At 54.8% G+C, this 22,023-nt stretch carries 27 protein-coding genes; 20 read left to right on the top strand and 7 right to left on the bottom strand.

Translation table 11 applies throughout. From position 1 onward, the window contains the following. A partial coding sequence (locus PHC90_09290; GenBank protein MDD3846543.1) for a hypothetical protein occupies window positions 1-751 on the top strand: 751 nt, incomplete at its 5' end. 121 nt (window positions 752-872) lie between these two features. Here PHC90_09290 and PHC90_09285 read toward each other — a convergent pair. From PHC90_09285 to PHC90_09275, 3 genes are all read right to left on the bottom strand, one after another. After that, window positions 873-1,430, bottom strand: coding sequence for an acetate uptake transporter (locus PHC90_09285; protein ID MDD3846542.1), 558 nt, complete (start codon window positions 1,428-1,430; stop codon window positions 873-875). A gap of 241 nt (window positions 1,431-1,671) precedes the next feature. Then, window positions 1,672-2,307: a LysE family transporter gene (locus tag PHC90_09280; GenBank protein MDD3846541.1), complete on the bottom strand. Its 636-nt coding sequence runs from the start codon at window positions 2,305-2,307 to the stop codon at window positions 1,672-1,674. A gap of 51 nt (window positions 2,308-2,358) precedes the next feature. After that, window positions 2,359-3,180, bottom strand: coding sequence for a PP2C family protein-serine/threonine phosphatase (locus tag PHC90_09275; protein ID MDD3846540.1), 822 nt, complete (start codon window positions 3,178-3,180; stop codon window positions 2,359-2,361). Between the two features lie 109 nt (window positions 3,181-3,289). Here PHC90_09275 and xseB point away from each other — a divergent pair, with 109 nt between their 5' ends. The 12 genes from xseB (at window position 3,290) to PHC90_09215 (ending at window position 12,985) form a co-directional block, all read left to right on the top strand. Continuing rightward, a complete protein-coding gene (xseB, locus tag PHC90_09270; protein ID MDD3846539.1) occupies window positions 3,290-3,511 on the top strand; it encodes an exodeoxyribonuclease VII small subunit in 222 nt (73 codons plus the stop codon). Beyond that, window positions 3,511-4,395 (top strand): polyprenyl synthetase family protein, encoded by an 885-nt coding sequence (locus PHC90_09265; protein MDD3846538.1) that lies wholly within the window; start codon window positions 3,511-3,513, stop codon window positions 4,393-4,395. Before xseB ends, PHC90_09265 begins: the two co-directional genes overlap by 1 nt. Further along, window positions 4,395-6,248: a 1-deoxy-D-xylulose-5-phosphate synthase gene (gene dxs, locus PHC90_09260; protein ID MDD3846537.1), complete on the top strand. Its 1,854-nt coding sequence runs from the start codon at window positions 4,395-4,397 to the stop codon at window positions 6,246-6,248. The genes PHC90_09265 and dxs overlap by 1 nt, the downstream gene beginning before the upstream one ends. Continuing rightward, complete coding sequence (locus tag PHC90_09255) at window positions 6,230-6,979, top strand: TlyA family RNA methyltransferase (GenBank protein MDD3846536.1); 750 nt, start codon at window positions 6,230-6,232, stop codon at window positions 6,977-6,979. Before dxs ends, PHC90_09255 begins: the two co-directional genes overlap by 19 nt. Further along, complete coding sequence (locus PHC90_09250) at window positions 6,949-7,497, top strand: DUF4416 family protein (protein ID MDD3846535.1); 549 nt, start codon at window positions 6,949-6,951, stop codon at window positions 7,495-7,497. Before PHC90_09255 ends, PHC90_09250 begins: the two co-directional genes overlap by 31 nt. Before the next feature lie 9 nt (window positions 7,498-7,506). Further along, on the top strand, window positions 7,507-8,376 hold the full coding sequence (locus PHC90_09245; protein MDD3846534.1) for a YicC family protein: 870 nt from the start codon (window positions 7,507-7,509) through the stop codon (window positions 8,374-8,376). Window positions 8,377-8,411: 35 nt separating this feature from the next. After that, window positions 8,412-8,996, top strand: coding sequence for a guanylate kinase (gene gmk, locus PHC90_09240; protein MDD3846533.1), 585 nt, complete (start codon window positions 8,412-8,414; stop codon window positions 8,994-8,996). Next, on the top strand, window positions 8,977-9,222 hold the full coding sequence (gene rpoZ / locus PHC90_09235; protein ID MDD3846532.1) for a DNA-directed RNA polymerase subunit omega: 246 nt from the start codon (window positions 8,977-8,979) through the stop codon (window positions 9,220-9,222). Before gmk ends, rpoZ begins: the two co-directional genes overlap by 20 nt. A gap of 236 nt (window positions 9,223-9,458) precedes the next feature. Continuing rightward, complete coding sequence (gene hcp / locus PHC90_09230; GenBank protein MDD3846531.1) at window positions 9,459-11,090, top strand: hydroxylamine reductase; 1,632 nt, start codon at window positions 9,459-9,461, stop codon at window positions 11,088-11,090. Window positions 11,091-11,161: 71 nt separating this feature from the next. Further along, complete coding sequence (locus PHC90_09225; protein ID MDD3846530.1) at window positions 11,162-11,941, top strand: 4Fe-4S dicluster domain-containing protein; 780 nt, start codon at window positions 11,162-11,164, stop codon at window positions 11,939-11,941. A gap of 77 nt (window positions 11,942-12,018) precedes the next feature. Continuing rightward, on the top strand, window positions 12,019-12,369 hold the full coding sequence (locus tag PHC90_09220) for a cupin domain-containing protein (protein MDD3846529.1): 351 nt from the start codon (window positions 12,019-12,021) through the stop codon (window positions 12,367-12,369). Window positions 12,370-12,448: 79 nt separating this feature from the next. Continuing rightward, the gene (locus PHC90_09215; protein ID MDD3846528.1) at window positions 12,449-12,985 is read left to right on the top strand and encodes a phospholipase D family protein; all 537 of its coding nucleotides are present in this window, start codon (window positions 12,449-12,451) and stop codon (window positions 12,983-12,985) included. Window positions 12,986-13,008: 23 nt separating this feature from the next. Here PHC90_09215 and PHC90_09210 read toward each other — a convergent pair whose 3' ends face one another. Beyond that, a complete protein-coding gene (locus PHC90_09210; GenBank protein ID MDD3846527.1) occupies window positions 13,009-13,356 on the bottom strand; it encodes a phage holin family protein in 348 nt (115 codons plus the stop codon). Window positions 13,357-13,377: 21 nt separating this feature from the next. After that, window positions 13,378-13,659, bottom strand: a complete 282-nt coding sequence (locus tag PHC90_09205) for a hypothetical protein (GenBank protein MDD3846526.1) — start codon at window positions 13,657-13,659, stop codon at window positions 13,378-13,380. Window positions 13,660-13,948: 289 nt separating this feature from the next. Here PHC90_09205 and PHC90_09200 point away from each other — a divergent pair, with 289 nt between their 5' ends. After that, window positions 13,949-14,683 (top strand): SagB/ThcOx family dehydrogenase, encoded by a 735-nt coding sequence (locus tag PHC90_09200; GenBank protein MDD3846525.1) that lies wholly within the window; start codon window positions 13,949-13,951, stop codon window positions 14,681-14,683. An 18-nt stretch (window positions 14,684-14,701) separates the two neighbouring features. Beyond that, on the top strand, window positions 14,702-15,757 hold the full coding sequence (locus PHC90_09195) for a radical SAM protein (GenBank protein ID MDD3846524.1): 1,056 nt from the start codon (window positions 14,702-14,704) through the stop codon (window positions 15,755-15,757). Window positions 15,758-15,867: 110 nt separating this feature from the next. Here PHC90_09195 and PHC90_09190 read toward each other — a convergent pair whose 3' ends face one another. Beyond that, the gene (locus PHC90_09190) at window positions 15,868-16,803 is read right to left on the bottom strand and encodes a hypothetical protein (protein ID MDD3846523.1); all 936 of its coding nucleotides are present in this window, start codon (window positions 16,801-16,803) and stop codon (window positions 15,868-15,870) included. A 262-nt stretch (window positions 16,804-17,065) separates the two neighbouring features. Between PHC90_09190 and PHC90_09185 the strand changes: the two genes are divergently transcribed. The 5 genes from PHC90_09185 to groL all read left to right on the top strand — a co-directional run bounded on the left by PHC90_09185 (window position 17,066) and on the right by groL (window position 21,661). Continuing rightward, the gene (locus PHC90_09185; protein MDD3846522.1) at window positions 17,066-17,884 is read left to right on the top strand and encodes an ARMT1-like domain-containing protein; all 819 of its coding nucleotides are present in this window, start codon (window positions 17,066-17,068) and stop codon (window positions 17,882-17,884) included. 8 nt (window positions 17,885-17,892) lie between these two features. Next, window positions 17,893-18,828, top strand: coding sequence for a DnaJ C-terminal domain-containing protein (locus PHC90_09180; GenBank protein MDD3846521.1), 936 nt, complete (start codon window positions 17,893-17,895; stop codon window positions 18,826-18,828). After that, entirely contained in the window at window positions 18,828-19,607 is a 780-nt protein-coding gene (locus PHC90_09175) for a hypothetical protein (GenBank protein ID MDD3846520.1), read from the top strand. The genes PHC90_09180 and PHC90_09175 overlap by 1 nt, the downstream gene beginning before the upstream one ends. Before the next feature lie 100 nt (window positions 19,608-19,707). Then, window positions 19,708-19,998, top strand: coding sequence for a co-chaperone GroES (gene groES, locus PHC90_09170; GenBank protein MDD3846519.1), 291 nt, complete (start codon window positions 19,708-19,710; stop codon window positions 19,996-19,998). Between the two features lie 22 nt (window positions 19,999-20,020). After that, window positions 20,021-21,661, top strand: a complete 1,641-nt coding sequence (gene groL, locus PHC90_09165; protein ID MDD3846518.1) for a chaperonin GroEL — start codon at window positions 20,021-20,023, stop codon at window positions 21,659-21,661. A 57-nt stretch (window positions 21,662-21,718) separates the two neighbouring features. Here groL and PHC90_09160 read toward each other — a convergent pair whose 3' ends face one another. Next, a complete protein-coding gene (locus PHC90_09160; GenBank protein ID MDD3846517.1) occupies window positions 21,719-21,931 on the bottom strand; it encodes a dodecin family protein in 213 nt (70 codons plus the stop codon). Window positions 21,932-22,023 lie beyond the last annotated feature (92 nt).

Here is a 22,023-nt window from a genome sequence, read left to right as displayed (position 1 = left end):
GGCCTTCGGGCGCTTGAAAACGGAACTCGGTGCCTCCGGCGGCGACTGGGACAGGCTCAAGGAAATCACCTGGGCCTATGAGACACTGGTGCAATCCCGGATCGATGCAAGCAATGAAAACAGCGAGAAGGCCCCTGCGGCCTCAGTCGCCCCGGACAGCGAGAAGGGGCCCACCCTCACGGACCTCCTCTTCCCTCCTCAGACAAAGATCAACCCTTTTTATTTCTGGGGAAGATGCCTGGTGTTCATCCTTCTTCTCATAGCCGGAATCAGGCTCATGGTCCATGTACCATCAAGCGAATTGGCGGGCCATTCCTTTTTTCACAACATCAGCCTCCCCTTCCACGAGGCCGGGCATATCTTCTTTCGCATCCTTGGCGACTTTATGGGAGTCCTGGGAGGGAGCCTCATGCAGGTGCTTATACCACTCGTCTGTCTCGCGGCCTTCCTGAAGCGAAGAGACGCTTTTGCGGCGTCCTTCGCCCTGTGGTGGACGGGGCAAAATTTCATCGACATGGCCCCCTATATCAACGATGCCAGGGCACAGCAGTTGATGCTCCTCGGGGGCGTGACCGGCGAAGATGTTCCCGGATACCACGACTGGAACAACATCCTGGGGCGCCTCAATCTCCTCGGCCTCGACCACACGCTGGCCGACACATCCCACTTCTTCGGCTCTTTCCTGATGACAGCGGCCTTCGCCTGGGGAGGCATCATACTCTACATGCAGTGGAAGAATCAGGACAGGTGAGAAGACAGTTTCAGGTTTCAGGTAAAGACGAAAAAAAGCACCCCTCTCCTTGACAAGGTAGAAGGGTGCTTGTCGTTCTGTGCCTGTTCTTTGGTTCTTTCCCCGAAACCTGAAACTGTCTTTACTTCTTTATCTCCCCTATCGGCAGGACCACTTTTCCGTGGACCTCGTTGAGGACCTCCGCCATGGCAAGGTAGATAGCGGAGAGACCGCAGATGATGCCTTCCCATCCGGCAAGGGTGCCGATGGCGGTACTGCCCGTCCAGTCACGGATGGCGAGAAGCCAGAACAATATGGTCAGGCTGAGAAAAACGAACTGGATGCCCCTGTTCTTGCCCCAGGTACCGAACCACATGAAGAACGTGAAAAGGCCCCACATGAAAAGATACCAGCCCATAAAGGACTCGGGATTACCGGGTAGCCCTTTGAAAACGAGAATAAAGACAAGCGTCCACCAGAAAAGACCGTAGGAGGTGAAGGCCGTCACGCCGAAGGTGTTTCCCTTCTTGTACTCCAGAATGCCCGCGATGATCTGGGCAAGACCCCCGTAGAAAGCCCCCATTGCAAGGATCATCGATCCCACGGGAAAGAACCCCGCATTGTGAATGTTGAGCAGTACCGTAGTCATGCCGAATCCCATCAGGCCAAGCGGTGCGGGGTTAGCTAGTTTCTCTTCCATGACAAAATCCTCCTTATGATGGTTGCTGGATTGTACCGCCCCCCCAGGAATAACCCTATTTTCCCTTGTGCGCTTTGTGTGCTCCGAAACCCTTGAGCCTCGCGGGAAGGCTTGCGTTCACTATATCATGTTCGCATGCACGTGTCACCATCTTTTGCGGGCGGCTTAACGGCCCCTGGCGCCTTCGAACACGGTTTTCCCGTCAGTTTCGGAGGGAGTCTGACGGGACATCTTCGGGCGGCTAGTCGCGGGAAAGAGCGATCCTGATGCTCAGCAATATCAGAATGCCGCCGAAGACCTTGTTGAAACGGCCCTGGAACCTCTCAAAAAAAGACCTCACATGCCTTTCGTTGAGAAAGACAGCCACGAAGCTGAACCACAACACGGTGTCTATGACCATGACAATGCCCGCAATAACAAGAATGGAACGAGGCGGGGGTGTGACGGGAGATATGACGATGGTAAAGAGGCCCAGGAAAAAAAGCGTGGCCTTGGGGTTCAAGATATTGGTGAGAAACCCGACGCGCACCGCGTGAAGCGGGGAGATGTCCTCTTTCACCACCACGGGCCCGGCCTCTATCCCCGACGACCGGGCAAAGACCGACCGGATCCCGATGTACAGGAGATACGCCGCCCCCATGTATCTAATGATGCTGAATATAAGGAGCGACCTGGCGATTATCACGGCTATCCCTGCCGAGCAGTAGGCCACGTGAACGGCGACGCCAAGTCCGAAACCGACGGCTGTGAATATCCCCGTCCTGCGTGAATAGGTAAGGGAATTGCGCACCGACATAACAAGATCCGGCCCCGGGCTCATGGCGCCGAGGAGATGGATAACCGCTATGGTTCCTATGATGGTAAGGTTTTCCTGCATATCATACCCTGAGAGATAATGACCAATAACCAAATTCCAATAACCAATGTACTATCCCCTGTCATGGACGTTCCGAATAATCATCTTCCGGTTCTCGAGAGAGGATGTATGTTTCCCGAGGCCGAGCACTATCACCGTGATGTTGTCCATGCTGCCCTTGTCGAGGGCCATGCGCGCTATCTCCTGCGCTCCTTTCCGGGGGTCGATCTGCCGCCGTGCCTCCTCTATGACCTCGTCGGGAGATAGGACGTCCCAAACCCCGTCACAGGCAAGGACGGCGACATCATTCTCGGCTCCCAGGGTGCCTTCACTTATGCGCGGCTCAGCGCTCACATAGGGTTTGAGGCAGGCATCCCCGAGGGCGCGGCTTATCGCAAGGACGCCTTCCACCCTCGGCACACCCAGCATGGTGACGCTCCCTCCCAGCGCTTCGATGCGGGACCGTTCGCCTTGAGTGTGCGGCTTGTGGTCATCGGTGAGGGTCGCCGCTCCGCTCTCGGTACCGATGACGACCCTCGAATCCCCGACGTTTGCCGCCAAAAAGCTCTCTCCGATAAGATACAGCTGAACGGCGCAGGTACCCGCCTGCATGCGGCGGCCCACGATATACGCATCAACGGCAAGATAGGCCTCGCGAAGGATATCAGCCTCGCTCTTTCGCTCCCGCAGGGGCCGCCCCAGTTCACCCGCCCAGGCGTGAAGAAACCAGGGTGTCAGCATATCGGCGGCTATCTGTGCGGGTTGCCTGCCCCCGTGGCCATCGTATATCTCGGCGCTGAAGAAGACCCTTCCGGGATCCTCATAAACGGCGTGCTGGTCCTCCATCGTCGCCCTGAAGCCCATTTCTTCACAGATGCCCGGGAAAACATCCATGGAAATATTTTACCCCGGACCCCTCTTTTTGAACAGGGAGAAAGCGTTCCACGGGGGGGTAAACAATGCTTGCAAAAGCAAACTCTAACGTTCTATAATAGGTACTTCCATGAAATTCGAAGATGGGTTGAAAAAACTGGAAGAGATTGTTAAAACTCTTGATGAAGGGAAGATTCCTCTTGACGAGGCGCTCGGTCTCTTCAAGGAAGGTCTTGCACTCACGAAAGAGCTCTCGAAAAGGCTCGATGAGACCGAGAAAAAGGTAGAGATACTGATCAAGAAAGAAGGCGGTACTGTGGAAAAAATGCCCTTTCCCGGGGATGACGAATAGTGGACCTGGCAAACTACCTCCATGACAAGAAGATCATCGTCGAGAACATGCTCAGGGACATCTGCACAAGTTTCATTTCAACCCCCGGCGTCCTCAGGAACGCCATGGAATACATGCTCTTCAGCAACGGAAAGAAGATCCGCCCGATCCTTGCCATAGCCGCTTGCGAGGCGAAAGGAAAGAGCGCCGACGACTTCCTCCCCTCTTTCTGCACCCTCGAGATGATACATACCTATTCCCTCATCCATGACGACCTTCCCTGCGTGGACAACGACGACACGCGACGGGGCAGGCCGACGTGCCACAAGGCCTTCGGCGAAGCCGTGGCGATCATGGCCGGTGACGGCCTCCTTACGGAGGCATTCAGGGTGCTCACCGATGCAAGGTTCTCAGAAAGGGTGAGCCCGAAGATATCCAGGCAGATCGTGTTCGAGATAGCCTATGCCGCCGGTGCCGAAGGGATGGTCGGCGGTCAGGTAATGGACATAATATATGAGAAAAAGGAAGGCACCAGGAATATCCTCCATTACATTCATTCCCACAAGACGGCGGCGATGCTTCGCGCATCCGTCCGGGTCGGCGCTATAGCCGGCGGCGCCAAGATCAGGGAACTGAAGAATTTCACCCGCTACGGCGATGCCATAGGGCTCGCCTTCCAGATCATGGACGACATCCTCGACGTGGAAGGCGACGAGGAAATGGTCGGCAAGAAGTTGAAGAAAGACGCCAACAAGCAGACCTATGTGAAGCATTACGGTATTCTCGCTTCCAAATACAAGCTGGAACAACTCGTCGATGAGGCAATCAAGTCCATATCCTTCCTGGGAGAAAACGGCCGTGTCCTTGAGGACATAGCGCGCTTTATCGGCAACCGGGTTTCGTAATGCTTCTTCAAACGATCAATTCTCCCGATGACCTGAAACGGTTGTCCCTTGCCCAGCTTATCGAACTCGCCGCCGAGATACGTCCCTACATAACGGATGTCATATCCCGAACGGGCGGTCATCTTGCCTCAAATCTCGGCGCCGTGGAACTCAGCATTGCCCTCTATTACATCTTCAACACACCCGACGACAAGATCGTCTGGGACGTCGGCCATCAGTGTTACACCTGCAAACTCCTGACGGGCCGCCGGGAGAGTTTTTGCACCATCCGCCAGGACGCGGGCCTCTCCGGTTTTCCCTGCAAGGCGGAAAGCCCCTATGATGTATTCGACACGGGCCATGCCAGCAACTCCATATCCATCGCCACGGGGCTTGCCGAAAGCAAGGCAAAGTTGGGTTCGTCCTCCAAGATCATAGCCGTTATCGGAGACGGCTCGCTGACGGGGGGGATGGCTTTTGAGGCCTTGAACCACGCAGGTCATCTGCGAAGCGATATCATCGTCGTCCTCAACGATAACGAGATGTCCATATCAAAGAACGTCGGCGGGCTTGCCGCCCACCTCAACCGCATCATGACGGGAGAGTTCATGAGCAACATCCGGGAAGAGATGAAGGCCCGGATGAAAACCATGCCCACGATATACAAGACCGCACGGTACCTCGAGGAGGCCGTCAAGGGGATCTTCGGGCCGGGCATGTTGTTCGAGGAGTTTGGCTTCACCTACGTCGGTCCCGTCGATGGCCACAACATGGAGCATCTCCTTGAGACATTCAGGAACGTAAGCAGACTCAAGGGGCCGCTTCTCGTCCACGTCATCACCCGAAAGGGGAAGGGCTACACCCACGCGGAGGACGACCCTGAACGGTTTCATGGCATCTCAACCTTCGAGCTCACCACGGGATACAGCCTTTCCAAGGGTAAGAAGACCTATACGGACGTCTTCGGCGATACCATCATCGAGCTGGCGAAAATGGACGAGAGGGTCGTGGCCGTCACGGCCGCCATGGGTCTCGGCACGGGCCTCGACAAATTCTCCGATCTCTTCCCCGACAGGTTCTACGACATCGGCATCGCCGAGCAGCACGGAGTCACCTTTTCTGCCGCCCTTGCGCTGGGCGGGCTCAAACCCTTTGTCGCAATTTATTCCACATTCCTGCAAAGGGCGTACGACCAGATCATCCTCGATGTCTGTCTCCAGAACCTGCCTGTGGTGTTTGCGGTAGACAGGAGCGGGATCGTCGGGCAGGACGGGCCGACCCATCACGGCGTTTACGACCTCTCCTATTTCCGTCATATCCCGAACATGGTCGTCATGGCGCCCAAGGACGAGAACGAACTCAAACAGATGATCTATTCGGCATACCGCTACGAAAGGCCCGTTGCCATCCGCTACCCCCGCGGGGAGGCCCTGGGTGTGCCCATTGAAGATGATTTCCGCGAGATACCTTTCGGTACATGGGAGATACTGCGGGAAGGCAAAGACGTCACCATGATGGCCTGCGGGAACATGGTGGCAATGGCCATGGAGGCCGCCCAAATACTCGCCGGCGACGGCATAGACGCCGGCGTCGTCAACGGCCGCTTCATAAAGCCCATGGACGAAAAGCTCCTGGCAGAGGTGGCGGCGCGGACGCAGCGCATCCTTACCCTTGAAGAGAACGTGCTTATCGGAGGATTCGGCAGCGGTGTCGGAGAGGTGCTCGCCAGGGCAGGATCGCCCATCCCTCTCAAGTCGCTGGGAATCCCGGATATCTTCGTTACCCACGGCAGTCAGGGCACACTGCGCAAGTCTCTGGGCATCGACCTCGATGGCATCGTGAGGACCGTCAGGACGTGGTTAAAGAAAGAATAGACACGCTCCTTACCAGGCGCGGGTTGGCGCCGTCGCGGGAAAAGGCGCGGGTTCTCGTCATGGCCGGAGAGGTCTACGCCGACGGGCAGCGGGTCCTCAAGGCGGACAACAGGGTGGACGACACGGTCTGCCTCGAGGTCAGAGGAAACCCCATCCCCTATGTCAGCTACGGCGGGGTTAAACTTAAGGCCGCGCTCGATGCCTTCGGCCTTGCCGTCAAGGGCAGAACAGCCCTCGACATCGGTTCGTCAACGGGCGGTTTTACCGATTGCCTCCTCAAGGAGGGGGCGCGAAAGGTATACGCCGTCGATTCCGGGACACATCAGCTTCATGAGAAACTCCGGAACGATGTAAGGATAATCCTCAGGGAGAACTTCAACGCCCGCTACCTTGTCCTCGATGACATCGGCGAGATGGTGGATATCATCACCATAGACGTTTCCTTCATCTCCCTGAAGAAGATCATCCCCGCCGCCGTTGGCGTCCTTGGCGATGAAGGCCGCATCGTTTCCCTCGTAAAGCCGCAGTTCGAGGTAGGGCGCTACAACGTCGGCAAGGGGGGCATCGTAAAGGACCGGGAGAAAATAGAAACCGTCCTTACGGATATCAGGGAATTCGGACAGACCCTCGGCATCGGGGCCGTTGAAACCGTGGAGGCCCCAAGGGAAAGGGAAAGGAAGAACAGGGAATACTTCATCCTATGGGAAAGATCAGGCGCCCCCAACAGGTAAGGCTCTTCGCCAGCATCATCTTCGACGCAGATGTGGACCTCGAGGCGGTGCTGAGGCACCTCGCCGGCGCAATGGGGCCCATCGAAGAGAAGACCCCGCCGGTCCTCTTTACACACACCACATACTACGAAAAAGAGATGGGCGCGGGGCTCTACCGGTTTTTTGTCCTTTTTACTCCTCTCGTCGAGCGCGAAACGCTTCCCGATATCAAGATGATCACCAATGATGTGGAGGATCTTTTTACGAGGGACGGTCGGAGAACGGTCAATATTGACTCTGGATATATCGCCCTTGAACATGTTATACTCGCAACTACAAAGGGATACGCGCACAGGGTTTACCTGGGGAAAGGGATTCACGCCGACCTTACACTCATATTCAGCAGCGGAACATACCGTGCTCTTCAGTGGACGTACCCGGATTACGCCGAAGAGCAAACGATAACCCTTTTCAACCGGTGGAGAGAGCTCTGCAAAGGATCCCTGAGAGCCTGCGGACAGCGGGCGCGGCACACATAAAGGTGGATTATGCCCAAGAGCATGACAGGATTCGCGAAGATCGAAAAAGAGTTCCCCGAAGGCAGGATCATGAGCGAGGCGCGGAGCCTCAACAGCCGCTACCTGGAAACGAACATCAGGCTTCCCCGCGGTGACTATGCATCGGAACAAAAGTTGAGGGATCTTGTCAAAAGGCACGTCAAGAGGGGAAAAGTGGACGTGACCATCAAGTGGGAGAAAACCGTCGATGAGATGACGATACCCCGGGTCAACGGGAACATCGTCCGGCAATACGCCGCGATGGCGCGCGACCTGAAGGAGAATTACGGGCTCAAGGGGAACCTGACAATAGAGAACATCTTCACGCTGAAGGACGTGTTCATATACGAGGAGAACAACACCCTCCCCGAAGAGATCCTCACCCAAACCTGTTCAGACCTTCTTGTCGCCCTCAATGCAGAGCGCGCGAGGGAAGGCGAGTACATCAAGAATGACCTCCTCGGGCGACTGGAGACAATAGTCGCCAACCTTTCCGAGATAGAAACGGGATGGCCTGCCGTCATAAAGGCCCACGAAGAAAAGCTTCGCTCCAAGATAGCAGAGATAACGCAGTCCGTTGCGGTAGACGAGACCCGCGTTCTGCAGGAGATCGCCATCTACATGGAGCGTCTCGACATATCGGAAGAGATCGTGCGTCTCACGGGGCACCTTGACAACTTCCGCGGCACCCTTTCATCCCTCGAAGCCATCGGAAGAAAGCTTGACTTCATCATCCAGGAAATGGTTCGGGAGACGAACACCATCGGGAGCAAATCCAACGACCTCTACATAAACGAACGGGTCATCAGGATCAAGGTGGAGATAGAAAAGATACGCGAACAGGTGCAGAATGTGGAATAGCCCGGGCGCGGCGGATGCGGGAGGCGGGGCCCATTATGAATGACGGCAGGAAGGGCGTGCTCATCGTCGTCTCCGGTCCATCAGGAGTGGGCAAGTCGACTCTCATCGAGCGTTTTCTCCGCGAAGACGACCACAGCGCCTTCTCCGTCTCCTATACGACACGGCAGAAACGGGTTCATGAGTTCAATGGAAAGGATTATCATTTCGTGGACAAGGCGACCTTCGAGGCAATGGTCGCGAAAGGGCATTTTCTTGAATGGGAAAATGTCCACGGGAATCTCTATGGGACTCCCCGCGCCGAGATCCTCGCCACCCTCGAGACGGGAAAGGACATTATCCTCGACATAGACGTAAAGGGCGCCATCAACATCAGCGGCACCTGTTCCGCCGCACGGCTCATCTTCATCGAACCGCCGTCCGTCGCGGAGCTCATCAATCGCCTGTCCCTGCGCGGAGAGAAGGAGATCGAAACCCGGATGAAGCGCGTCGAAGAAGAAATTGCAAGAAAAGACCATTTCGGCTATACTATCGTCAACGACGACCTCGGAAAAGCATACACGACGTTCCAGAAGGCGATCGACGATATAAGGAGACAAGACCATGGCAAGAATAACTGTTGAAGATTGCATGGAACTGGTTGAAAACCGTTTCGAGCTCGTCCATCTCGCAGCACGCCGTTCAAAACAGCTCATAAAAGGCGCAAAACCCCTGACCAAATCGACGAACAGGGAAATAGTGACGTCACTCAGGGAAATTGCAGAGAAACAGATCTATTTCGAAAAGAAGGAATCATCCCCCCTGGAAACAAAAGACACACCCTACCAGCTGTCGACGTTTACGCCCTAAAGGCGGTTCCAGGTTTCAAGTTCTCGAGACATCAATTGCGGCCGAAAGACAATCCCTCCCTTCCGCAGAGAAGGGAGGGATTTTTGGCTTTCTGCCCACTCAGGCCTCGATGTCATCTCAGCGTGAAACCTGACATTTGAAACTTCCTTCCCCTTTTTGACCTAAGTCAAAGCATGTATTTTTTTCTGTGCTATATTTCCTTTATGAAATCAAAAATATACACCGAGGAGGAGCTTATGTTTTGTTATCAATGTGAACAGACGGCACAGCGTGAGGGATGTTCGAAGGTTGGAGTTTGTGGGAAGCAGCCCGATGTGGCTGCTCTTCAGGACCTGCTGGTCTATGTCACGGCGGAGCTGTCCTATTTTGCAAGGGAGGCCCTGAAACAGGGGTTGAAAACGGATAGGGCGACCAACCTGCTGGCAGCCGAAGCCCTCTTTCACACATTGACGAATGTTGATTTCGACACCGAACGTCTCAGGGACATGATAGGGAGCGTGGCTGCACGGCGCGACGACCTTATAGGCAAGATCGCCGCAAAGGGCGGAAATCCCCATCTCCCCGGCGGCCGGACCCCAACAATGCCCGATCATGCCACGGAAGGTCTTGTGAAACAGGGAGAGGCGGTGGGCTTCCAAATCATACGGAACGAGAATGCCGACGTTACATCCCTCATGCACACCCTGGTCTTCGGCCTGCGGGGCGTCGCCGCATACGCATACCACGCGGCCCTGTTGAACAAGGAAGATGAGGTTGTCTATACGTTCATATATGACGCGCTTGCCGAGGTTCTCGAGAATAAACTGGGGCTCAACGAATGGCTGGGGCTCGTTTTAAAATGCGGCGAGATAAACCTGAAGGCCATGGAGCTGCTTGACGCCGCCAACACCGAAACGTATGGTCATCCCGTTCCAACCGCGGTTCCCCTGGGCTCAAGAAAGGGCAAGGCTATCCTCGTCTCGGGCCACGATCTCAAAGACCTCGAAGAGATACTGAAACAGACGGAAGGCAAGGGAATCTATGTCTATACCCACGGCGAGATGCTCCCCTGCCATGGGTATCCGAAACTCAAAACATATTCCCACTTCTACGGTCATTACGGGACGGCCTGGCAGAACCAGCACAAGGAGTTCGCCAACTTCCCCGGCTCCATCATCATGACCACCAACTGCATCCAGAAACCCCTTGAATCATACTCGGAGAACATCTTCACGACGGGTCCCGTTGCCTGGCCCGGGGTTGCCCACATCGCCAACGGAGAATACAAGCCCGCCATCGACAGGGCCCTCGCACTGCCGGGTTTCGATGCCGATACCAACGGAAGGGAGGTCATGGTCGGTTTTGCCCGCAACGCCGTCATGGGTGTAGCGGACAAGGTCATCGACGCCGTCAAGGCGGGTAAAATACGGCATTTCTTTCTCGTTGCCGGCTGTGACGGCGCGAAACCGGGAAGAAACTACTACACCGAGTTTGTCGAAAAAGTCCCCGATGATTGCATCGTCCTCACACTTGCCTGCGGCAAGTTCCGCTTCTTCGACAAGCAGCTCGGCGATATCGGCGGCATTCCCCGTCTTCTCGACATCGGGCAATGCAATGACGCATACTCCGCCATCCAGATAGCCCTGGCGCTTTCAAAGGCCTTCAACGTCGGCGTCAACGAACTGCCCCTGTCGTTCGTGCTGTCCTGGTACGAACAAAAGGCGGTGGCGATATTGCTCACCCTGCTCTACCTCGGCATCAGGAACATGCGCCTGGGACCGACTTTACCGGCTTTCATCACCCCCAACATACTCAACGTGCTCGTGGAGAAATACAACATAAAGCCCATTACGACACCGGATCAGGACCTGAAGGAGATATTGGGATAGGATAGCGGGTGGCGGGTCATGGAACTACCCATCACCCGCCACCCGTCCATGACCTGTCTTGAGGAGCCATCATGAGAACAGCACGGAAGATCGTCCATATTGATGAAGAAAAATGCAATGGATGCGGACAATGCGTTGCCGCCTGCGCTGAAGGGGCCATCGAGCTCGTGGGCGGAAAGGCTCGGCTCGTCGCGGAACGGTACTGCGATGGATTGGCCGCATGTCTCGGCGAATGTCCCGTAGACGCCATATCCATCATTGAACGAGAAGCGGATTCCTTCGATCAAGAAGCGGTCGAAAGATATCTTACAGCAAAAAAGACCATCGGCGCAGGGTCAGGTGAGAACCCCCCTTTCACCGACCCCGCCGAGTCCCCTGCCCTGCCCTGCGGCTGCCCCTCCACGCAGCTTCAAATGTTTACACCGCCCCCGGAAGAACAGACCGGGGAGCCTGGAACACGCCAGGCGACGAGGCTCACCCACTGGCCGGTTCAGATCAAGCTGGTCCCGCCGACAGCTCCCTTCCTCAGGAACGCCGACCTCCTGGTCGCTTCAGACTGCACGTCCGTAGCCTATCCCAATTTTCACGAAGACCTCCTCAAGGGCAGGGTGGTCATGATGGGATGTCCCAAGTTCGACGACACCGCTGAATATATCGAGAAATTCACCCGGATCTTCTCAACGGCGGACATAAAGAGTGTCACCATAGCCATCATGGAGGTCCCCTGCTGCTCCAAAATGCCCCTCATCGTTGAGACCGCGATGAAACGGTCGGGAAAGACAATACCCACGGAAACGATCGTGATAAGCTCCCGGGGAAACATGGTGAGGAGAACAGCACTGGAGACGTAATTGAGATTTGGTCATTGGTCATTCCCGTGTGGTATAATGGCTGATCCTGCATCACATTGCAGACAAGGAGCGAGACTATGAAGATCACTGATCTCAGCAAGGTCGAGAAGGTGCGCATGACGATGGAAGGGGCGAGCGGGGCCTGGAAGCAAATACCCCTTGCCAAGGCGGACGGGGTGCCCGCGTACTCCCTTCGGGTCTTTACGATCGAACCGGGGGGGCATACGCCATATCACGGCCATCCGTTCGAACACATGAACTACATAATTGATGGAGAGGGCGCCCTCGTGGACTCCGAGGGCAAGGAACAGCCTGTTCAAAAAGGTGACTTCGCACTCGTTCTGCCCGGCGAGGTCCACCAGTATAAGAACACGGCTGCGGACCGGCCCCTGGTTATGATCTGTCTTGTGCCGAAGGACTACGAGTGAGAAAGGTCGGGAGGCTCCGGGGCACGCTGTAACGGCGTCTATCGTTCCTGTAGGCTCTTCGAGGTGAAAAGGCTTGACAATGAAGGGGTCTATCTATCGTTCGCTGGCGGTTCTGTTCATTCTTTTCGTCCTGCCCTGGCACCTTGGGGCGGCCGATGTTGTTCTCAACAATGCCCCGGCGAGTGTCTGCTTCAGTCCCCACGGGGGCGCAACCAGGGCCATAGTGAGGCAGATCGGTGAAGCCACCCGCGAGCTCCTGGTGGAGGCCTATCTCTTCACATCGAAACCTATCCAGACGGCCCTCGTCAAGGCACGCAAACGGGGTGTCGAGGTGGATGTCATTCTGGACGGCTACGAGCAGAGAGAGCACAAACATGTCGCGGCCCGGGTTCTCAGGGCAGGCGGCGTCAGTGTCTGGCTCGACGACAGGCACGCCTGCGCGCACAACAAGGTCATCGTCGTTGACCGCCAGACGGTCATAACGGGTTCCTTCAACTTCACCTACGCCGCCGAGGGCAAGAACGCCGAGAACCTTCTCATTATCACCTCACGGGAACTGGCCGCCCTCTATACGGACAACTTCCTGAAGCACCGAAGGCATTCAAAAAGATATTGAACATTTCAGGGATGAGTTTGCCATCAGTCTTGTTGTGGCTGCACAATAAGATTGAGCAGGGAGTTGATGACGGACAGGACGATACTGTAGAGCAGGGCCCACCAGAAGCCGGCCACCTCGAAACCCTTTATGACCGATGACGCGAGGAGAATGAGCGCGGCGTTAATGACAAAAGTGAAGAGTCCCAGGGTGAGTATGTTGATGGGCAGGGTGATGAGAATAAGGATGGGCCGTATAAGGATGTTCACCACTCCCAGGAAGAGCGCAACCCAGAGGGCGGAAAAGAAACTGCCGACCCTGACACCGGGAATGAAATATGCCGCAACGATGATCGACGCGGCCATTATTAACCATTTGAGGAGAAGCCTCATAACGTAAAAGAGGGTATCCTGCTACTCACGGAAGAACTTGTGTTCCGGGAGCATCCTCAGGGAAACTTCCTCCGCCTCGCCCATGATGGTTTCGAGGGCCGCGCTCAGAGCCGCCATTTTTACGGAGATGGTGTCGAGGACATTGGCCATCCTTTCGATGTTTTCCTTCGTTGAACAACAATATTCGCTGATCTTCAATTCGCTCTTCCTGCAGTTCTCAATGAGATCCCTGTGCAGTTCCCATTCTTCGCGCGTCAGATTCTTGGAAGCCAACAATTCGTCTACCGTCATGCAATTGCTCATAGCAACCTCCCGCAAACTCGGTCACCTGACCTTATATTTAACGATAATTCTATCCCCTTTCGAGCCAAAAGGCAACCAGACAAGCGGGGAATGATGCGGGAAGGAAACGTTATTATGCTTTGATCCAATCATCAAGTTTGCTGTGATCATAATACCTGTCCAGAGCTGGAACCCGGGCTCCGTCTTCGGGAGCATCATCTGCGTTGACTTATTACAAAGTATGAAGCATATTAAAGGATAAAAAAACGAAAGGTGGAAAGTGAAGGAACAGGAAAAGCCTGACATTGGGATGAGGTTTCAAAAGGAGACGAAATATACGGTCGCTTCACTTTCCAGCCATATGTTCAACCTCGGGACGATTCCCGACACGTTCAAGGAATATGCAAATCCAATCGCCAGGATTCCCCTGCCGGAGCCGAAAGCCGGCGGCGAGACGAGTTTGTGGAAACTTTTGCTCAAAAGAAGGTCGCGCCGGGAATATACTGTCAACAGGTCCCTTAAGCTCAATGACCTGTCTGCCCTCCTCTGGGCAACCCAGGGACTGACGGCGCAGTTCGGCGACACCTTCTTTCGGACCGCGCCCTCCGCGGGCGGTCTTTACCCCGTGGAAACCTACCTTTGCGTCCGTGCAGTCGACGGGCTCGAAGAGGGAATATACCATTTCAGGCCCGGCGACTACGACCTGGAATTCCTTAAACGGGGAGAGTTCTCCACCGCCCTCACCGAGGCGGCCCTTCAACAGACCCTTATCCTCGGCGCCCAGGTCACCTTCATCTGGTCGGCGATCATCGCCCGGGGAAGCTGGAAGTACCATCAAAGGGCTTACCGGTATATCTATCTTGATGCCGGTCATATCGCGCAGAACCTTTATCTCGCAGGTGAAGCCCTGGGACTTGGAGTGTGTGCCGTAGGCGCATTTTACGATGACGATGTGAACCGCATCATGGATCTCGATGGCGAGGAGGAGACGGTCATCTACATGGCCGCCGTCGGATTTCGCTCTTTGGAGAATCCGGCGCAATAGAGCAAAGGAGTTGAAAGCATGTACGAGCAAGGCGTTATAAGACCCCCCAGCGAAGCCCAGAGTCTCCTTATACGGGTGACGAGGAACTGCCCATGGAATCAGTGCATCTTCTGTCCTGCCTACAAAGGAGTCAAGTTTTCCCGGCGGACCGTCGAAGAGGTCAAGAAAGACATCGACGGTATGGAAAGGGAATATGCATCGTACAAGAATACAATAAGGTCGGCGTTCCTTCAGGACGCCGATAGTCTCGTGCTGAAGACCGCGGACATTCTCGAGATCATCAATTATACGAAACAGAAATTCCCCGGGCTTGAACGTATCACCACCTATGCCCGGGCGACAACATTGAAACGAAAGACCGTCGAGGAATTGCGGGAACTCTGCAGGGCGGGCCTCACGAGAATACACGTGGGGATGGAAAGCGGCTCGGAACGGGTCCTCAAGATGATACGAAAGGGAATCACCCCGGTGGACATCGTCGAGGGCGGCAAGAAGGTCGTGGAAGCGGGGATGTCGCTGTCGGAATACATAATGCCCGGTGTGGGCGGCAGGACGATGAGTTCCGAGAGCGCAGTCGAAACCGCGCGCCTTTTGAACCAGATCAAACCTGATTTCATCAGGGTGCGCACCTTCGCCATGCATCCCATGTCACCGATGCTTAAACTTGTCGAGGACGGGACGTTTGTGACCATGAACGACGCCGAGATAGTGGGTGAGATACGCCTTCTCGTGGAAAACCTTGACGAGATGCACACCTATTTCTCCTGTGGAGATTTCAGCCTCAACCTTCTCATGCAGGTGGACGGCTATCTTGACGAAAAGAAGGCATACATGCTCAGCGAACTCGACAGGTTCCTTGCCCTTACGCCCGAGCAGCAGAAGGCCTATGCCCTTATCAGGCGTTCGTCCTACATGCAGTACCCCATAGAGGCGGCACAAAAGGAAGAGTTGCTGAGCAAGATACGCCCCGAGATCGAGAAACTTGAGCAAAACGATCCCGAGGGCTTCTACAAATACATAGAGACATTGAAGTCCTACCAGCTCCCGCAACCCCAGACCGACGAGTGGAAATAAAAGATAGTTTCAGGTTTCACGTTCCAGATTCCACGTAAAAAGACAAGGGCAAGAAATGTCTGAGGGTGCCACCCCGCAAGATGTTCTTGTCTTCAGACCTGGAACCGCCTTTATCCCAGTCTTTTCTGGAGTTCCGTTGGGCGCAGGACCTCGAGATGAACGGATGTTCCCAGCATGAGCTGGAGGTTTTGTTTTCTTGCGGCAAATCTCTCTGCCAGTTCCCCGTCTGTCGTAAGATAGCAGTCGATATTGTTTCTCAGGGAGTGGGCTATGTGCGAGATGCTGCGGTCCGTGTCCTCCTGACAGTATTTCTTCCTGACGATGTCGAGAACAAAATCGATATGCCGGTCCTGCATGGGCAGCCGGGGACAGCTTTTCTTCCCGATGTTGACGAGCCGGTTGAGAAGCCCGAGAAGGTTCTTGTTCAGCGCCGCATCCTCGCCGTTCAAGGTGGCGCTGTGTGAGTACCTGGGCAAGACGGACTGGAGGACCTTCCAGTTGAGGCCGTATTGAATATGCTTGAGGTCCGACCAGAGTTCCATGTCGTAGACATCATGGAGCACTGCCGCACAGTCCCTGAGTATCGCCGTTTCTTCATCAAGCACGGCCGATCTGTTGTCGTCGTCTTTCGGCCCTTCCTTCAAGACGCGGGCCACCTGTTCGTAAAAGTGAGGATGAGCATGTTCGCCAACGAGGTCGTCGTGTCCGCTTATGGTCTCAAGCTGGTCATAGAGTTCCACAATGGCACGCCAGTGGTCCGTGTCCCTGCGGTCGGCGTCTTCCCAGCGTTCGAAGATATCGATGTTGTCGGTGATCTGAAAGGTATCGGTTACACAGAGACCGCCGTGGTTCATCTGAATGACAAAATCCAGTTCCATTTCGTCCACGGACGTGATGAGATGCAACGTTTCGTGCCTGTATAGATCCCAGATCGATCTGCTCGCGTTCCATTCGGGGAGAAGCGCTTCGTCGCTCATCCCGCTCCTGGCGATGAGATCAAGAATATGGTAATCCACATAGACGCTTGCCCGGAGCTTGCTTGCCATCTCTCACCTGCGTTCCGGGGGAGCCCCCCGTTAGAAAATAGATCTTGTCGGAAGAATGTGCCGGGCGATGTGGAAGAAAACACCAGCGGTGAACGTGAGGATCAGTGTCAACCCGTATGATCTGAAACCACCCCTATGCCCCTGCACCCATTATAACAAATGTGAAAAAGAATAGAAGAGTTTATTTGCACGAATGCCCGCCGCGCATCACGGCCTTTTGACATTGAAATGCATATCGTTTGATTATATCCTATTGTCTGCCATGAAGATCCAGGAACCCTGCCGCGCATGCCTTGATGGACTGATCGAAAAGACGGTGGCCCTTTCCGGGGGCGATCGGCGGACCCTCTCTTCGTCGCGGTCGCTTCTCGATGGGCTTTTCGTAAAGGAGGCGACCCCGCCGCGAATCGCGAGTCACCTCCTGGCTCACATCAGGCAAAACACCGGCGTCTGGGACCCGTACGCTACCCTGAAATACCGCGAGTACAGGGAGGCCCTGGCGATCGTGAATGACCTGGGCGACACCGTGAGAAGCTCCCTCAAGGGTCTCCTGCATCTGTCCGCCCTCGGGAACTCCACGGACTACTTCATCGGGGGGACCTTCACAAAGGAGGACATCGTCTTGCAGGGCGATATGGATAAAACAGAGGCGGCGATCTATACTAAAGGCAGCGAGATACTCATGCTGGGCGATAATATGGGAGACTTTGTCTTTGATGTGCCTCTTGTGCGGTTTCTTGAGGGAAAGGGTAAAAGAGTGTTCTACACCGTAAGGGAGCATCCCGCACAGAACGACCTTTCCATGGAGGACGTCCGCCGGCTGGGTCTTGAAAGGATGCATCCCCGTATCATATCGACAGGCAAGGCCAACGTTGGTCTGTCGAGGGAAGACATGACCGGCGAGATCGAGAGACTCTGGCAGGGTGGAGGTCCCGTCATCGCGAAGGGGATGGCAAATTTCGAGACTATCAGTGAATTTGACGAGGAACGTCAGGTGGTATATATAATGAAGGTGAAGTGCCCCGCCGTTGCCTGTGCAGTCGACAGCGGCATCGGGACATACATGGCTCACGTGAGGTGATGAAGCATATGGCAGGAAAACAGGACTACTATGAACTGCTCGGGGTATCGAAAACCGCCTCGGAAGAGCAGATAAAGAAGGCGTACCGGAAACTGGCATTGAAGTATCACCCCGACCGCAACCCGGGCAACAAGGAGGCCGAAGAGAGGTTCAAACTTATCAACGAGGCCTATGCGGTGCTCAGCAACGCCGAGAAGCGCAAACAGTTCGATACCTTTGGCATGGGAGGCTTCCAGCAACGTTACAGCGAAGAGGACATCTTCAGAGGATTCAACGTGGGTGACCTTTTCAAGGACCTTGGCTTTGGCGGGGGTGACATTTTCAGCATGATCTTCGACAGGCAGGGCGGCCGGGGAGCACGACAGCAGCAGCGGCAGCAGCAGCAACCCTGGGATTTCGGCGACTACATCACCCGGCAGCAGCAGGGAACCGAGCCGGTCCGCGACCTGGACCTCCACTATGAACTGGAAATACCCTTCATGGACGCCATGCATGGGGCTGAAAAAAGGATATCCCTGGCCACGGCGACGGGAACGGAAGAAGTGAATGTCAAGATACCGAAAGGGATTGCAAGCGGAAAAAAGCTGAGGCTCAAAGGCAAGGGCAATCAGGGCCGAGCCGGACAGCGCGGGGACCTGTACATAACCATGAAGGTGGGGGAACATCCCGTCTTCAAACGCACCGGCAATGACCTCTATGTAACAAGGGAAGTGAAACTCACGGATGCGCTTCTCGGGACCGTCGTCGAGGTCCCGTCCATTGACGGACCCAAAAGGGTCACCATCCCACCGGGAGTGAAAAGCCATTCCAAGGTCCGTCTGAAAGGTTTGGGCGTCCCCAATCAGGGCGGCGACGAATACGTGGAGGTTATCATCGACATCCCCAAGAAACTTACCGACAGGCAGAAGAGTCTCCTCGAAGAACTCAGAAAGGAAGGTTTATAGTGCTCCCTCGAAGGCATATCCTGGATGTCTGGGAACTTATCAAGGACAAGGAAGACCTGAGATCCATGGCCACGATCTCCCTTGCCATCGACGCCATCAAGTACATGCATAACGAACCAAAAAAGGACCATCTTGTCGAGGCTCTGGAACTCAATGAGTTTATCTGCTTCATGTTCCCCGCCAAGCGTCCCAGGAACAGGTCCCTTCTCTATCACATCGTCTCCGACCTCCTGGGGCTTCTCATGTATGGCATACCCAGCACCCGAAAATACGCCATCGACAATATCGAAACGGTGAACTACTCCGAAAAGAACATGGAGATCTACCCCGTCATCGAAGTGTGGAACAGTCTTAAATCAAAGGTCTACAAGAAGAAGCACGGCGCGGAAGACATCATAGACGGCTTCATCAGAAAGATCCGCGTCGAAATGGACGTCCTCGAGCGATTCCCCTTTGTGGAAGAGATCTTTCTCGATTCAAGGGACCGGGTAAAGGAATGGCTCCCCTCCTTCGCAAGCTACTATGATGAAAGCAGAAAGAAGGTCCGCGGCGCCTACGATCGCTGGTGGGCGCTGTGGCTGTGTGATAACAACAAGGAAGAGATCCTCGCGGCCATGATCGACCGCCTCGCATCACAGGCCGAGCGTGAGTATGAAACCGTGATCGACAAAGAAAAAGTCTTTTCGTCCATCATTTCCGACCCCGATACGAACCGGCTGGAAAACGAACTGTTCACCAAATGGTATAGGGAAGGGGTAAATTTATTGCTAAAAATTTAACCCCCGGTATTGACAAGAACTTACCCACATCCTTATATTAAGTCTGGCAATCGTTTTTACCTATTGCTAATTTAACAATCACAGAAAGGAGTGTGAAACAATGAAGGTTAAACCATTACAGGACAGAATTCTTATCAAGAGAATCGAGGAAGAGGAAAGAACGAAGGGTGGCATAATCATTCCTGACGCTGCCAAGGAAAAACCCCAGGAAGGAATGGTGGTTGCGGTGGGCGATGGAAAGATCCTCGAAAGCGGCCAGAAGGCACCATTGACCGTGAAGCCGGGAGACAAGATCCTCTTCGGAAAATACTCTGGTACGGAGATCAAGGTCGACGGCGAAGAGCATCTCATTCTCAGGGAAGACGATGTTCTTGCAATTGTAGAAGATTAATTAAGGAAGGAGGGATCAAAGGATGGCTAAAGAAATCAAATATGATCAGAACGCAAGGGAGGCACTCCTGAGGGGCGTCAACACACTGGCCGACGCCGTCAGAGTGACTCTTGGACCTAAAGGGAGAAACGTTATTCTCGAAAAGACCTTCGGCTCCCCCACCGTAACAAAGGATGGAGTGACCGTTGCCAAGGAGATCGAGATCGAAGACAGATTCGAGAACATGGGCGCCCAGATGGTCAAAGAGGTCGCCAGCAAGACAAGTGATGTAGCCGGCGACGGTACCACAACGGCAACAGTCCTCGCCCAGTCGATCTACCGTGAAGGCGCCAAGCTTGTCGCGGCCGGTCACAACCCCATGGAACTCAAACGCGGCATCGAGAAGGCAGTCGAGGTCATCGTAGCTGAACTGAAAACGTTCTCCAAGCCGACCAAGGACCAGAAAGAGATCGCACAGGTCGGGACCATCTCCGCGAACAACGACGACACCATCGGCAACATTATCGCCGAGGCCATGAGCAAGGTCGGCAAGGAAGGCGTCATCACCGTTGAAGAAGCCAAGAGCATGGAAACGACCCTCGACATCGTCGAAGGCATGCAGTTCGACAAAGGCTACATCTCACCGTACTTCGTCACCAACCCGGAAAAGATGGAAGCGGTCCTCGACGAGCCTTTTATCCTCATCAATGAGAAGAAGATCAGCAACATGAAGGACCTCCTGCCGATCCTCGAGCAGGTGGCGAAGATGGGCAAGGCTCTCCTCATCGTCTGCGAGGACGTTGAAGGCGAGGCCCTGGCCACGCTCGTGGTGAACAAGCTCAGGGGCACCCTGAAGATCGCCGCAGTAAAGGCACCGGGCTTCGGTGACAGAAGAAAGGCAATGCTGGAAGATATCGCCATCCTCACCGGTGGTCAGATGATCTCCGAAGAACTGGGCATCAAACTCGAAAGCATCACCCTGAAGGATCTGGGACAGGCCAAGAGGGTCGTCATCGACAAAGACAATACGACGCTCGTTGACGGCGCAGGCGACAAATCAGACATCGAGGGACGGGTCAAACAGATTCGCACCCAGATCGAAGAAACCACATCCGATTACGACAGGGAAAAACTCCAGGAAAGGCTCGCGAAACTCGTTGGCGGTGTTGCCGTGATCAACGTAGGCGCAGCGACGGAATCGGAAATGAAAGAAAAGAAAGCCCGCGTCGAGGACGCCCTCAATGCCACCAAGGCGGCCGTTGAGGAAGGCGTCATCCCCGGCGGAGGCGTGTCCTTCATCAGGTGCATCGCGAAGCTCGATACACTCAAGCTCGAAGGTCAGAGACAGTTCGGCGTCAATATCGTCAAGAAGGCCATCGAAGACCCTCTGCGCTGGATCGCGACCAACGCCGGCCACGACGGGTCCATCATTATCGAGAAGGTAAAGAACGGCAAAGGCAACTTCGGTTTCGACGCCGCGAAGGAAGAGTATGTCGATGATATGGTGGCCGCAGGCATCATCGATCCGACCAAGGTCGCCCGCACGGCCCTTCAGAATGCCTCTTCAGTGGCATCCCTGTTGCTCACCACCGACTGCATGATCGCGGAAAAACCAAAAGACAAAGGCGCTCAGATGCCTATGATGCCCCCGGGAGGAATGGGCGGCATGGACGGCATGTACTAAGAAACAACAAGGGGACCTCTCACGAGGTCCCCTTTTCCATCTTCCCCTTCCCCTTGACTACTCGCTGTGATACTTGAAGGAAATATTGAGCCTCACCCTGTACTGGCTCACTTTTCCATTCTCCAGCGTCACATCCTGCTTGATAACCTCGGCGACACGCAGGTCTTCGAGGGATTTTCCCGCAGTCTCAAGGGCGTTCTTAGCGGCTTCCTCCCAGGACTTCTCGCTTGTTCCTACGATCTCGATGATCTTATAAACACTACCCGCCATACTCGCCTCCTATCTTGGATTTACTAAAAGCAGGTTATAGGCTCTTTTATAGCACAGAAAAGAAATCTGTCAATCGGGTAATGGGGGGGGTA

It is taken from the genome of Syntrophorhabdaceae bacterium (assembly GCA_028698615.1).
GTDB lineage: Bacteria > Desulfobacterota > Syntrophorhabdia > Syntrophorhabdales > Syntrophorhabdaceae > Delta-02.
Note: the sequence above shows the minus strand (reverse complement) of the source record. Positions and strands in the feature narration are given on the sequence as shown.

Excerpts from the sequence above, each read along its gene's own strand:
- PHC90_09180 (MDD3846521.1), top strand. The coding sequence starts at position 17,893 with ATGGCAGGAAAACAGGACTACTATGAACTGCTCGGGGTATCGAAAACC.
- PHC90_09210 (MDD3846527.1), bottom strand. The coding sequence starts at position 13,356 with ATGAGGCTTCTCCTCAAATGGTTAATAATGGCCGCGTCGATCATCGTT.
- xseB (MDD3846539.1), top strand. The coding sequence starts at position 3,290 with ATGAAATTCGAAGATGGGTTGAAAAAACTGGAAGAGATTGTTAAAACT.
- PHC90_09225 (MDD3846530.1), top strand. The coding sequence starts at position 11,162 with ATGAGAACAGCACGGAAGATCGTCCATATTGATGAAGAAAAATGCAAT.
- PHC90_09220 (MDD3846529.1), top strand. The coding sequence starts at position 12,019 with ATGAAGATCACTGATCTCAGCAAGGTCGAGAAGGTGCGCATGACGATG.
- PHC90_09200 (MDD3846525.1), top strand. The coding sequence starts at position 13,949 with ATGAGGTTTCAAAAGGAGACGAAATATACGGTCGCTTCACTTTCCAGC.
- hcp (MDD3846531.1), top strand. The coding sequence starts at position 9,459 with ATGTTTTGTTATCAATGTGAACAGACGGCACAGCGTGAGGGATGTTCG.
- PHC90_09285 (MDD3846542.1), bottom strand. The coding sequence starts at position 1,430 with ATGGAAGAGAAACTAGCTAACCCCGCACCGCTTGGCCTGATGGGATTC.
- PHC90_09185 (MDD3846522.1), top strand. The coding sequence starts at position 17,066 with ATGAAGATCCAGGAACCCTGCCGCGCATGCCTTGATGGACTGATCGAA.
- PHC90_09280 (MDD3846541.1), bottom strand. The coding sequence starts at position 2,307 with ATGCAGGAAAACCTTACCATCATAGGAACCATAGCGGTTATCCATCTC.
- groES (MDD3846519.1), top strand. The coding sequence starts at position 19,708 with ATGAAGGTTAAACCATTACAGGACAGAATTCTTATCAAGAGAATCGAG.
- PHC90_09275 (MDD3846540.1), bottom strand. The coding sequence starts at position 3,180 with ATGGATGTTTTCCCGGGCATCTGTGAAGAAATGGGCTTCAGGGCGACG.
- PHC90_09215 (MDD3846528.1), top strand. The coding sequence starts at position 12,449 with ATGAAGGGGTCTATCTATCGTTCGCTGGCGGTTCTGTTCATTCTTTTC.
- groL (MDD3846518.1), top strand. The coding sequence starts at position 20,021 with ATGGCTAAAGAAATCAAATATGATCAGAACGCAAGGGAGGCACTCCTG.
- PHC90_09190 (MDD3846523.1), bottom strand. The coding sequence starts at position 16,803 with ATGGCAAGCAAGCTCCGGGCAAGCGTCTATGTGGATTACCATATTCTT.
- rpoZ (MDD3846532.1), top strand. The coding sequence starts at position 8,977 with ATGGCAAGAATAACTGTTGAAGATTGCATGGAACTGGTTGAAAACCGT.
- PHC90_09205 (MDD3846526.1), bottom strand. The coding sequence starts at position 13,659 with ATGAGCAATTGCATGACGGTAGACGAATTGTTGGCTTCCAAGAATCTG.
- gmk (MDD3846533.1), top strand. The coding sequence starts at position 8,412 with ATGAATGACGGCAGGAAGGGCGTGCTCATCGTCGTCTCCGGTCCATCA.
- PHC90_09250 (MDD3846535.1), top strand. The coding sequence starts at position 6,949 with ATGGGAAAGATCAGGCGCCCCCAACAGGTAAGGCTCTTCGCCAGCATC.
- PHC90_09195 (MDD3846524.1), top strand. The coding sequence starts at position 14,702 with ATGTACGAGCAAGGCGTTATAAGACCCCCCAGCGAAGCCCAGAGTCTC.
- PHC90_09245 (MDD3846534.1), top strand. The coding sequence starts at position 7,507 with ATGCCCAAGAGCATGACAGGATTCGCGAAGATCGAAAAAGAGTTCCCC.
- PHC90_09160 (MDD3846517.1), bottom strand. The coding sequence starts at position 21,931 with ATGGCGGGTAGTGTTTATAAGATCATCGAGATCGTAGGAACAAGCGAG.
- dxs (MDD3846537.1), top strand. The coding sequence starts at position 4,395 with ATGCTTCTTCAAACGATCAATTCTCCCGATGACCTGAAACGGTTGTCC.